Annotated in this window: 8 protein-coding genes and 1 riboswitch; of the genes, 4 read left to right on the forward strand and 4 right to left on the reverse strand. The window is 35.9% G+C overall.

Annotated elements, in window-relative coordinates; genetic code table 11:
• Positions 1 to 100: 100 nt before the first annotated feature.
• The 3 genes from C568_RS0120905 to rlmD form a co-directional block, all read right to left on the reverse strand.
• Positions 101 to 634 carry a DUF1456 family protein gene (locus C568_RS0120905; RefSeq protein WP_003205667.1) on the reverse strand — a complete coding sequence of 178 codons (534 nt, stop codon included), beginning with the start codon at positions 632 to 634 and terminating at the stop codon, positions 101 to 103.
• 596 nt (positions 635 to 1,230) lie between these two features.
• Positions 1,231 to 2,220, reverse strand: a complete 990-nt coding sequence (locus C568_RS0120910) for a tRNA dihydrouridine synthase (RefSeq protein ID WP_018782621.1) — start codon at positions 2,218 to 2,220, stop codon at positions 1,231 to 1,233.
• A 261-nt stretch (positions 2,221 to 2,481) separates the two neighbouring features.
• The gene (rlmD, locus tag C568_RS0120915; protein ID WP_018782622.1) at positions 2,482 to 3,858 is read right to left on the reverse strand and encodes a 23S rRNA (uracil(1939)-C(5))-methyltransferase RlmD; all 1,377 of its coding nucleotides are present in this window, start codon (positions 3,856 to 3,858) and stop codon (positions 2,482 to 2,484) included.
• A gap of 121 nt (positions 3,859 to 3,979) precedes the next feature.
• Positions 3,980 to 4,081, forward strand: a riboswitch (purine riboswitch).
• A gap of 399 nt (positions 4,082 to 4,480) precedes the next feature.
• On the opposite strand from rlmD, the gene C568_RS0120920 reads away from it, so the two are divergent.
• The 3 genes from C568_RS0120920 to C568_RS0120935 all read left to right on the forward strand — a co-directional run bounded on the left by C568_RS0120920 (position 4,481) and on the right by C568_RS0120935 (position 8,904).
• Entirely contained in the window at positions 4,481 to 5,677 is a 1,197-nt protein-coding gene (locus tag C568_RS0120920; protein ID WP_018766499.1) for a NupC/NupG family nucleoside CNT transporter, read from the forward strand.
• Positions 5,678 to 6,215: 538 nt separating this feature from the next.
• Positions 6,216 to 7,334: a polysaccharide deacetylase family protein gene (locus C568_RS0120925; protein WP_018782623.1), complete on the forward strand. Its 1,119-nt coding sequence runs from the start codon at positions 6,216 to 6,218 to the stop codon at positions 7,332 to 7,334.
• A 484-nt stretch (positions 7,335 to 7,818) separates the two neighbouring features.
• Positions 7,819 to 8,904 (forward strand): polysaccharide deacetylase family protein, encoded by a 1,086-nt coding sequence (locus tag C568_RS0120935; RefSeq protein ID WP_018782624.1) that lies wholly within the window; start codon positions 7,819 to 7,821, stop codon positions 8,902 to 8,904.
• A 148-nt stretch (positions 8,905 to 9,052) separates the two neighbouring features.
• Here the strand turns inward: C568_RS0120935 and C568_RS0120940 are convergent, their stop codons facing one another.
• Positions 9,053 to 10,624 carry a vanadium-dependent haloperoxidase gene (locus C568_RS0120940; protein WP_018782625.1) on the reverse strand — a complete coding sequence of 524 codons (1,572 nt, stop codon included), beginning with the start codon at positions 10,622 to 10,624 and terminating at the stop codon, positions 9,053 to 9,055.
• Positions 10,625 to 10,853: 229 nt separating this feature from the next.
• Here C568_RS0120940 and C568_RS0120945 point away from each other — a divergent pair, with 229 nt between their 5' ends.
• A complete protein-coding gene (locus C568_RS0120945; RefSeq protein WP_018782626.1) occupies positions 10,854 to 12,083 on the forward strand; it encodes an aminopeptidase in 1,230 nt (409 codons plus the stop codon).
• Positions 12,084 to 12,170 lie beyond the last annotated feature (87 nt).

Here is a 12,170-nt window from a genome sequence, read left to right on the forward strand (position 1 = left end):
TCTTGTTATTTTTACAAATAAAAAAGAGTAGGCTACAAACTCCCTACTCTATCTATTATATCATTTACTGCTTTATCATAAATGCTACAATACTGATCCCTTATCCTCTATATTTAACAGCTAGTCCCTTTAAGAAATTCCTTGCGTATCTATCGCCGCACTCTTTGTAATTTTTATGACCTTCTTTTCTTAATAGAGCGCTTAATTCTCCTTTTGTTACGATGACTCCTACGTCTTCTAATATATCAAGCATATCTTCACTTGTTAATGATAGTGCTATCTTCAATTTTTTTAGAACGAGATTATTAACACTTCCATTACTCTTTAAAGACATCGCTTGTCTATCCGATTGCCCTGGTTTTGGATCTTGTTTTCCTCTTTTAAAAGTAATCAAACCATTCAAAAACGACTCTAACATAACATTATTGCATTTTATTTCGTAATCATTTTCAACTACATCACTATCATCGTCAACTTCATCATAGTAACTGTTTTTTAATTTTGTCAGCATCTTTCGCACTTCTTCTTTTGTTACTTCAACGCCACCAAGTTTAAACATCTCCACCATATCTATATCTTTTATATCCAGAGCATATCTTACTCTAATTAAAATATCATTATTGCTTATAGCCATTGTTTGTCCTCCTAAAATGTTGGTTATTTATCCAGCAGTCAAAGCGTATCCTCTAACATGCTTTAAACTATCATGTTTAATATAACTTTTTAGTTAATGTCCGCTAAATTAATACTTTAACACTTTACAGACATGTTTTATAGTCTTACCCAAATTAATACTTGTGAAGGTCATACTAAAAAACTCAAGAGGACCTTGAGTCTGAGGAAAGATTCAAATGATTTTTTGATTTATTCTCTTCTCCTTCCTTGCGCCTATAGATCTGGTCTATATTTATTAAACCCTGAGGTACGCTTATAAGACTCTTTCCACCGTTGCGTTAACGAAAAGAAAAAGCAGTGCTTTGATCTCTCAAAAACACTGCTCATTTTCTGCTTTAAATTTATTTTAAACTCAACCAAGCCACACACTCCACATATGCAGAGTGTATGTGGCAACACAAGGGTGCTGGTGGGTTTATTACATTCTTAAGACCTTTTTCTTTCAGAAAACAGACTTTATCAAACAAAAGTTGTCGGCTGCAAGGGAACTTGAAACTGAATAAAATAAGCACACGTGAGTTGATGTGAATCATTTTCCCTCTAACTTTTTGAGAGTTACACCATTTCACTGTCCTCTGTCCCATCAACACTCTTTTCAAATTTATCAAGCAATGCACGCACTTCATCTGTTGATTTCGTGCTCATCAATTGATTTCTTAATTCAGCAGCTCCATGGAATCCTTTGACATAAATTTTGAAAAAGCGATGAAGCCCTGTGATTGAACGTGGCAGTACTTCCGCATATTGATCTTGAAGATCAAGCTGCAGTCTTAAAAGATCAAGGTATTCTTTACTGCTATGCTCTTTCGGCTCTTTTTCAAAAGCAAAAGGATTTTTAAAGATACCTCGTCCGATCATAACGCCATCAATACCATATTTTTCAGCAAGCTGTAGCCCAGTTTGACGGTCAGGAATGTCTCCATTGATTGTTAGTAGCGTATTTGGTGCGATACGGTCACGTAATTTTTTGATTTCGGGAATTAGCTCCCAATGCGCATCTACTTGGCTCATTTCTTCTCTTGTACGTAAATGAATAGAAAGGTTCGCAATATCCTGTTTTAAAATATGCGTTAACCACTCCTCCCACTCATTTAGCTCCTTAAAGCCAAGTCGTGTTTTCACGCTGACAGGCAGTCCGCCCGCTTTTGCTGCTTGAATAAGTTCTGCGGCAACGTCTGGACGCAGAATAAGGCCACTACCTTTTCCTCTTGATGCCACATTCGGTACAGGGCAGCCCATATTAATATCGATGCCTTTAAATCCTAGCTCTGCCATGCCAATACTCATTTGACGGAAATATTCGGGATTATCCCCCCAAATATGTGCCACCATTGGCTGTTCATCTTCTGTAAAAATCAAACGGCCACGCACACTTTTCATACCCTCTGGATGACAATAGCTATCCGAGTTTGTAAACTCTGTGAAAAATACATCCGGTCGACCAGCTTCACTTACTACGTGACGAAAAACAACATCTGTCACATCTTCCATTGGTGCAAGTACAAAAAATGGTCGTGGTAAATCACGCCAAAAATTATCTATCATTTCAAACTCAAATCCTCTCACTATGGATACAACTTCAAACTCTCGGTCAAAAAATATAAAGCCAAATGTTCCACTTCTTTTACACTTATATCATGCTTAATAACTTATTATCAAACACAAGTACATTTGGACATTTATAATTTGTGAAAAACTATCGTGAAAATCGGCAATGTTTATTTTAACTAAAGTCGGTCCTGAATGGTATTTTTATAAACAAAAAAGCAGATGGTATAGATTTTTTCTATATCAACTGCTTTTCTATTATACCAACTCCAACCAAGCCACACACTCCACATGCGTAGTATGCGGGAACATATCCACAGGCTGTACTTCCTGCGTCTTATATCCGCCTTCTTCTAATACTTTTAAGTCACGTGCTAGTGTTGCTGGATTACATGATACATATACAACGCGTTTTGGCTTCATATCGATGATCGTGTTTAATAGTGCCTCATCGCAGCCTTTACGCGGCGGATCGACGACGATTGTATCAGCAATTACGCCTTCTTTATACCAGTTTGGAATGACTACCTCTGCTTCTCCTACTGCAAATTCAGCGTTTGTCATGTTGTTTAATGCAGCATTTCGATTTGCGTCTTCAATTGCTTCTGGGACGATTTCAACGCCGTATACTTTTTTCGCTTTTTGCGCTAGGAATAGCGAGATTGATCCGATTCCGCAGTATGCGTCGATTACTGTTTCATTTCCATCTAATTTTGCATATTCTAATGCTTTGTCATATAGCACTTTCGTTTGTTCTGGGTTTACTTGATAGAAAGAACGTGCTGAGATAGCAAATTTAATATCACCGATAAAATCATAAATATATTCTGATCCATATAGGACTGTTGTTGTGTCTCCGAAAATTACGTTTGTACGTTTCGTATTTACGTTTTGAACAATTGATTTTACATTTGGGAACTTCGTTGTAATTTCTTCGATGATCGCCTTTTTGTTTGGAAGCTCTGCCGTACGTGTAATGAAGACAAGCATAATTTCCCCTGTTACTTGTCCGTACCTAGCCATTACGTGGCGAAGTGTTCCTTTATGACGTTCTTCGTTGTACGCTGTGATGCCATGCTTTTCACAAATACGTTTTACTTCTTGAATTAATGCATCATTTTCTTCTGCTTGAATTAAGCATGTTTCCATATTAATGATGTCATGTGTTCCTTGGCGATAAAAACCAGCTACAAGCCCGCCTTCACGTTCTCCAATCGGTACTTGTGCTTTGTTTCGATAAACCCACGGATTCTCCATACCAAGAACAGGATGAACTGGTACGTCGTGCAGTCCACCGATGCGCTGCATTACGTCACGCACTTGTTTTTCTTTCGCCTTTAGTTGTCCTTCATATGTTAAGTGCTGAAGCTGACAACCGCCGCATTGGTTGTAAACTGGGCATTCTGCATCTTTACGATATGGACTTTCTGTATGAAGCTTCATTAAACGGCCAAATGCGAAGTTCTTCTTTACTTTAATAATTTTAATTTGTGCTTCTTCACCTGGTAACCCGTTTTTTACGAAAATAGGATATCCTTTCACTTTCGCAACACCGGCACCATCATGTGTTAAATCTTCAAATACTACATCTATAAACTCGTTCTTTTCAACTGGTGGCGTCATTTTATTACTCATTTTCCGACCTCTCTTTTTCATAACACTGCGTTACATTTTACCATACTCATATGCTCTTTATCCATTGGAAGAAAAAAAGCTATTGACGAATTTTGTTGACTAATGTTACGCTACTAATAATTTAATACGGACGATGTTCCCTCATATATACTTGATAATATGGATCGAGAGTTTCTACCCGGCAACCGAAAATTGCTGGACTATGGGGAAAACTAATGAATATTAGCTTGTTTGTGTATACAAAGACTCATATTGATTAGCTTTCTCTCATAGATGAAAGTGAATCCATATGGGTCTTTTTTTATTTTCCACTTTTCTAAAAGGTCAGACATCTTACGTATGACATAAAACCTCTCCTATTTTAATTATATATATTCATTTTGACTTTTCAGTATATCGTTTAGCTATGAAGAATAAAAAGTGTCCCGCTCTTGTTTTCCCATTTTGGTTTCACCTGGCACGGGGCTAAAAAAGGCTCTGACCGCTTCTATGCTTGATCGGATCCTCTCTTCCATCTAAAAAGAAAGGGTTTTTATGTCGGTTTTTCAAATTGTATTTATATAGTTATATAATGAGCGTTTTATGTAAAAACTTTATACGAACTTCTGAAAGGGGCAACTACATGCAATATGTAATGAGCGTTATCGGCATTCTTGTCGTGTTAGGTTTATGTTTTGCTTTGTCAAACAACAAAAGTAAAATCAACTTCCGTGCAATTGCTATTATGATTGGTTTCCAAATTTTAATTGGTTGGTTTATGTTTGGCACAAAAATTGGTCAACAGATCATCATTTTAATTAGTAAGGTTTTCAACAAACTAATTAAACTTGGTACGACAGGTGTCGATTTTCTCTTTAATGGAATTCAAAGAGACTTTGTCTTTTTCTTAAATGTATTATTAATTATTGTCTTTTTCTCAGCACTACTTTCTATTTTCAGTTATTTAGGTGTTTTACCATTCATCGTTCGAATTGTCGGCGGTGCAATTTCCAAAATTACTGGTTTACCACGCGTTGAATCATTCCATGCGGTAAACTCTGTATTCTTTGGTTCAAGCGAAGCATTAATCGTTATTAAAAATGACCTACAGCATTTTAATAAAAACCGTATGTTCATCATTTGCTGTTCAGCAATGAGCTCCGTTTCAGCTTCTGTTACAGCATCATACGTAATGATGCTAGATGCGAAATACGTACTAGCAGCGTTGCCACTGAATTTATTCTCTAGCTTAATTGTTTGTTCTTTATTAACACCAGTTGATACAAAGAAAGAAGAAGAAACAGTTCAGAAATTCGATAGAAGTCTATTTGGAGACAGCTTTATCGGTGCAATGATTAACGGTGCATTAGATGGTTTAAAAGTAGCCGGTATCGTTGCTGCTTTAATGATCGCCTTTATCGGTGTGATGGAAGTTGTAAACTATGTAATTAGCGCAGCTTCAGGCGCAATGGGCCATGCGATTACACTGCAACAAATCTTCGGTTACATTCTTGCACCATTTGCATTCCTAATGGGTATTCCAGCTCACGATATTATCCCAGCTGGCGGAATCATGGGAACAAAAATTGTTTTAAATGAATTTGTGGCTATTCTTGATTTAAAAGAAGTTGCAAAAACATTATCTCCACGTACAGTTGGAATCGTTACCGTATTCTTAATTAGCTTCGCAAGTATTAGCCAAATCGGTGCGATCGTTGGTACAATTCGTGCCCTTTCCGAAAAACAAGGAAGTGTCGTATCTAAGTTTGGTTGGAAAATGCTATTTGCATCAACACTTGCTTCTATTTTATCCGCTACGATTGCTGGATTATTTATTTAACAATGAATTACCCTATCCTTCCTTTCATTTTGGAATGTTGGGGTGATTTTTTTATGAGCGAAGGTCACCAATCTGCAAATGAAATGTAATCATATGCAATATTGCATACATTTTTCAATACGATTTTTCTTTTTTATATTAAGAAATATATATATACTAGTATTGGCCAGAAGATGTATTCTGTCTGTTTACAGTGAAAGAAATATCCAACAACAAAAACCCAAAAGTAAAAAAAGCGTTTTTAAAGATACCTCCGAAATTAGCTATTTTTCGGAGGTATCTTTTTTCATAAGGCAGTCTATAACTACAATTGTTTTTATTTACAAAATTTTATATAAGACAAATCCCATGCAATTGAACTGCATTTTTGTCGAATTCTCCCAAAAGAGATATTCCCCTCTATATTTCATAGTGATATGATAGACAAGGGTATGATTCAAATAGGAATATTTGAATCAATAATCTCTTATAACAAGACAAATAGAGAAATTATTACATATAAGAGACAAAACTAAAAACACAATAGAAGGATGATATTATGAAGAAATATGCATGTATCGCTTTGCTTTCTTCTGCTATTCTCGTAGGTTGTAACACTAGCACTACTAGTGAAAAACAGACAAAAGAAGCAACTTACAAGAGCCAAAAGGAAACGAAAGAAGTACAAGCCAAAGCAGTAGAAATACCTGTAACTCAAGGACTCATTTCATGGGATCCATTTGAATACAATGCAAAGAATACGACACTTTATACAAAGAACTTAAGAGATTCATTTAAGGAAGTGCGTTACAATATTTGGCGTACAGCTGATGGACCTACAAGTAAACAAACCTTTGTATCACAAGAAAAAGCGCGTGATTTTGCTCTCCCATTTCATTTACAATCATTTCATTTAAAACGTGGAGAATTTCAAATTGAAACAGTGGGATTAAAAAATGACAACACTGAAGTTCCTCTAGTGAAATCTACGATTACATTCCAGCAATATGCACCTTTCCTTATGTACCATGCTATTGAAAAATATCCTGGACCAGGTGATGGCGATTTAGGTTTATATGTACCACCAGAACAATTTGAAAAACATATGCAATATTTAAAAGATAACGGTTATACAATGTTAACGTTTGAACGTTGGGGCGAGGTAAATCGTGTCAATAAACCTGTCTTTGTGACAATGGATGATGGCCGAAAAAATAATATGAACGCTCTTCATATTTTGCAAAAATTAAAAGATGATAAATTCCAACCAGCAGCAACCGAATTCCTCGTTTCAAGTACTATTGATACACCAAATCGTCTTACGACAGATGATATAAAACAAATGCTTGATTCGGGTATTTTTTCCATTCAATCTCATACTGCTAATCATGCAATGATGGCTTATACAAGTAATTATGATGAAGAATTACTTGTATCTAAAGAAAAAATTGAAAATCTTACAGGCAAAAAAGTGATCGCCCTTGCCTATCCAGTAGGTTCTTATAATGACCCAGCTGTGGAAGAAACAAAGAAACATTATGAATTTGCGGTAACTACCGATCATGGAACTCATATTACAAAAGGCACACCAAATGAACAATACTTAATTAAGCGACATTTTGTTGGCCCTAATACAACAATGGCGCAGTTTACATCACTTGTGAAAGAAAAATATTAATCGTTTTTTAGGCTGCTTTCATGAAAAAGTAGCCTTTTCTTTTATTTATTTTTCCAACTTTAAAATTAGCTTAAATTTTAGCCTTGAACATTTAGCTCCACTTTTATAAATGTTATAATTTGTAAAAAGATTAATGGAGGTACAAATGAAATTACATGCTCTTTTTGATTTCCTACATTTATTATTTTTCAGCATAAAAAGTCATTATGTTTTCGGCATCCCTAGTTATGTATTTTTAATTCCTTTCATTTTTGTTGTTGGCTACATGATCATAACGCTGAACAAGCCTGCAAAAAGAAAAAGACTTCGAAGTAGAGAAACATCTTAACTATTTGTTTCTTTGAACTACCATCACTTTACTATAACGATATAAAGTGAAACTTTAATCAGCCCGACCTCTTCATTTCTCTCTGAATCTTAAGGTGAGGGTCTTACTGCCCGTTCATGCGGGGAAAAAGTGAATACACAATAGAAGGTGATCGTTATGAAAAAATATGCAGCTATTGCTTTATGTACATCTGCCATTCTAGCAGGGTGTAATTCTAACAATACAAATAATGAACCTAAAAAAGAGAAAACGGTTCAAGAACAGCCAAAAAAGCAAGTAGAAAAAGTGCAACCACAGGGTACAATATCTTGGAGTTCTATTACACATGAATCCACAAATACAGCTATCCATATAACGGATTTAAAAGATTCTTTAACCGAGGTACAATATAAAATTTGGCGAACTGCTGATGGAAAAGAAAGCGCAAAATTATTTTCATCCAAAGATAAAAACAAACAGTTTGCAATTCCTTTTGATATTAAAGAATTTGACGGCAAACGTGGTGAATATCAAATTGAAGCATCTGGTTTAAAAGAAGGTGGAAAAAGTATTCTGCTCACAACATCCACCATCACGTTTCAGCAGCATGTTCCTGTCTTAATGTATCACGCGATTGAGGATTATTATGGTCAAGGAATAAAAGGCTTATTTGTCTCACCTGCGAACTTCGAAGCGCAAATGAAATATTTAAAAGAAAACGGCTATACATTATTAACGTTCGAACGTTGGAATGATATTAATAAAGTAAATAAACCAATTCTTGTTACGTTTGATGATGGTATGAAAAATAATATGAATGCATTTCATATTCTACAAAAGTTAAAAGACGATACATTTAAGCCGACAGCAACCGAATATATGATTGTTGATAACATCGATGCAGAAGGCTCCTTATCCACCGCGGATATAAAAGAAATGGTTGATTCGGGTATTTTCTCTGTCCAATCTCATACAGCAACACATGCTGATTTACCGAAAATCACAAACTATGAGGGAGAGTTAAAGGGTTCAAAAGAAAAGCTTGAAAAGATCACTGGTAAACCTGTCATTGCAATTGCATACCCGTTTGGTCATGTAAATGATAAAGTTGTAGAAGAAACAAAGAAATATTATCAATTTGCGACAACGACAAAACCAGGACAGTTCATTACAAAAGGTGAGCCAGATGAACTGTTAAAAATGAAACGCGTTCGTATGCACAACACTACTACAGTTGAACAGTTTGCTACTTCTATTAAATAAACTTGGGTTTACTACCCATAAATAATCGAGTAAGAATAAAAATTATTATAACTAGAAAAATGAGTACGATACTTTTCATATCGCACTCATTTTTTTAATAACTCTTAACAATATGGGATAATTTCAATAAGGAAATCGTGTACTACTATTAAATTTTTATAAACTTACCATTGAATTTAGTAAAAGAAAAGCCATTAAATTTTTCGTTATAGGTTGCTTTATGATCTTTCAGAATTCCAATCGCTACTGCTTCCCCGAGCTTTAAGCCTTCTATCGTGTCAGAACGCCAATGAACACCAGCTGTACCACGGCCAAGCCCAATATTGGTAGCAAGCTTATTCAATTCCCCTCCGACTTTCAAAGGTTGTCCTGAATAAGAGAGCAAAGAAAGACCATCAGAACTCGCTACAACTGGTTTTGGAATGACAAACGATTCATTAAAAAAGGCTTTCAATACAGTGACACCAGCTCCCATAAGAGTTGCATGTCCCGCAGGGTATGCAGGATGAGTCGGACAGCCTTCAGGATACGCTAACGGGAGTAAATACGTTCCAAACTTGCTAAATACTTCGGAAATAACTTGCGAATTTAATAATTCTGGATGAATCGGATAATGAGTATCACCTGTTAGCTGATTATGAACACGCCCTCCAAACTCTTCAGGGCGGATTCTGCGATGAACTAAAAACTTTTGACACCATGCCGCTTCAAGTGCTGCCTTTGCCGTCTTACCCACTAAATCCAAAATATGAGGGGCACCGAAGGTAACAAAACCATTCTGAGTTTTTGAATGTAAGTAGGGGTTATTGGATGATAATGCTCCTTTTCCAAAGCTAAGTAATATCAAACACGCAGAAAGACAAGCTTGGTAGGAAAAATCTTGATGAACAAATTCAGCTAGGTCACGACCATTACGAATATAACGCGTGACTGTATCAAATATAATTCCCTTCGGAGATAAACCATTTTGGATATCCAGCCATTCTTGGTAAGCAGTCATATAATCTTTATCAGATACAGTAGTACGATATTTTTGAATCATTGTTGTAGCTCCATAGGGAACATCTTGCCATAAAAATTGAGAAATATAAGGTCCTATCAGACCACCAGGTATTTCACCACGAAACAAAGTCTCTGTAGTAACGCTACCATTAACTTTAGGTCCACGGAAATCCGACAAACTTGATAATTCAGAAGCCGCTGCTAAAGTAAGAGAATTACTATTATATTCAGCAAAAGGCACATCCCGTGTCAATGCCTGCCAGTATAGTTCAGTCATTTCACTTGCTTCCCAGGCACTACTAAAAGCTGGAGGTACCGCGATACTTAAATGGTGAGAATCCGGTCCTTCTAGCCCATAAGCATAAGCTGCTTGTGGATTGGCAAGCTTCACTACACCACCAAGCGTTAAACATTCAAAAGCATCTGGCTTTCCCTTCTTAAGTGCCTCAATCCATTTTTTATAAGCATAAATATCAACTTCCCCTAAAGAATTATGTGGTAAAGCTTTGGAGAAGCTAGCAATTTTATTATCAAACAATTTTTCATCTCCGTTACAGAATTGAACTGGAAGAGGAAGACCTTTTTGATAATCTGCAGCTTGAAAACGAACTCGGAATGCCTTATCACAACGCTCATATGGGGACATAGGTCCTATCTCACAATTCTTTTCTATATATGGATAACAATCTTTTCTATTTCGATTCGGATTTCGTCCCATTTTATCAACCTTTCACACTACATATTCATAACCATTTTCTTTCAAATCTTATTTAATATATGTTTATGCTTGTTTACCTGATTATTCTACTCAATCAATTGCCCATTTTCTCACAACACATCGTCAAAATACGAAATTAAGATTAATATAATTGAGGCACCGTTTATATTTTTTAAATTTTCTTGTATTATGTATATAAGAAATCTTTTGAATAAAGGGGATTATACCTATGTCATTTGAACAATCATTAGAAAAGTATGCTGCTCTTGCAGTAAATGTCGGTGTTAATATTCAGCCTGGACAAACATTATCTATTAATGCGCCACTTGAGGCAGCTCCATTTGTCCGTCTTGTTACAGAAAAAGCATATAAATCAGGCGCAAAGCATGTATATGTAGATTGGAACGATGAGGTATTAACACGTTTAAAATTTGATTTAGCTCCTGAAGAAGCATTCTCAGAATTCCCTGCTTGGAAGGCACATGCACGTGAAGAATTGGCAAAAGAAGGCGCTGCATTTATGTCTATCTATGCAGAAAATCCAGATTTATTAAAAGGTGTAGATGCAAAACGAATTGCAAGTGCTCATAAGGTTGCTGGAGAAGCAATGAAGGTATACCGTGATTATGTACAAGCAGATAAAGTAAGCTGGTGCGTAATCTCTGTTCCTACGAGAGAATGGGCTGCAAAAGTATTCCCTGATGTAGCACCAGAAGAGCAACAAGAAAAGCTATGGGATGCAATTTTCCAAGCAACTCGTGCAGATTTAGAAAATCCTGTTGAAGCATGGAAAGAACATGATGAAACATTACATACAAAAGTAGACTACTTAAACGAAAAACATTATAAAGCTCTTCACTATACAGGTCCTGGAACAGATTTAACAATTGAACTTCCAGAAAAACATGTATGGGCTGGCGCTGGTAGCTTAAATGAAAAGAATATACCATTTATGGCTAACATTCCGACAGAAGAAGTCTTTACTATGCCATTAAAAACAGGTGTAAACGGTCAAGTATCGAGCACAAAACCATTAGTATTTGCAGGTAACATCATCGATAACTTTACACTAACATTCGAAAATGGTCGCATTGTTGACTACAAAGCTGATGTTGGCGAAGAAGCACTAAAACATTTAGTAGAAACAGATGAAGGCTCTCACTTCTTAGGAGAAGTCGCATTAGTACCTCATGATTCACCGATTTCTAATACAAACATTTTATTCTATAATACGCTATTTGATGAAAATGCATCTTGCCATTTAGCAATTGGGAATGCTTATGCATTTAACTTAGATGGTGGTAAAACGATGACAAAAGAAGAGCTTGCAGAAAATGGAGCAAACTCTAGTATTACACACGAAGACTTTATGATTGGTTCAGCAGAGCTTGATATTGATGGTATTACAGCTGATGGAACACATGAACCAATTTTCCGTAAAGGTAACTGGGCATTCTAAGAATACAAATTATTTAATGAAAAGAGCCATTTTCCTAGAAAAAGGCTCTTTTCACTTTTTAGTATACTGCCTTAATATAATCAATGT

The organism is Bacillus sp. 95MFCvi2.1 (genome assembly GCF_000374965.1).
In the GTDB taxonomy this organism is placed as follows: Bacteria; Bacillota; Bacilli; order Bacillales; family Bacillaceae_G; genus Bacillus_A; species Bacillus_A pseudomycoides.

Excerpts from the sequence above, each read along its gene's own strand:
- C568_RS0120905 (WP_003205667.1), bottom strand. The coding sequence starts at position 634 with ATGGCTATAAGCAATAATGATATTTTAATTAGAGTAAGATATGCTCTG.
- C568_RS0120910 (WP_018782621.1), bottom strand. The coding sequence starts at position 2,220 with ATGATAGATAATTTTTGGCGTGATTTACCACGACCATTTTTTGTACTT.
- rlmD (WP_018782622.1), bottom strand. The coding sequence starts at position 3,858 with ATGAGTAATAAAATGACGCCACCAGTTGAAAAGAACGAGTTTATAGAT.
- C568_RS0120920 (WP_018766499.1), top strand. The coding sequence starts at position 4,481 with ATGCAATATGTAATGAGCGTTATCGGCATTCTTGTCGTGTTAGGTTTA.
- C568_RS0120925 (WP_018782623.1), top strand. The coding sequence starts at position 6,216 with ATGAAGAAATATGCATGTATCGCTTTGCTTTCTTCTGCTATTCTCGTA.
- C568_RS0120935 (WP_018782624.1), top strand. The coding sequence starts at position 7,819 with ATGAAAAAATATGCAGCTATTGCTTTATGTACATCTGCCATTCTAGCA.
- C568_RS0120940 (WP_018782625.1), bottom strand. The coding sequence starts at position 10,624 with ATGGGACGAAATCCGAATCGAAATAGAAAAGATTGTTATCCATATATA.
- C568_RS0120945 (WP_018782626.1), top strand. The coding sequence starts at position 10,854 with ATGTCATTTGAACAATCATTAGAAAAGTATGCTGCTCTTGCAGTAAAT.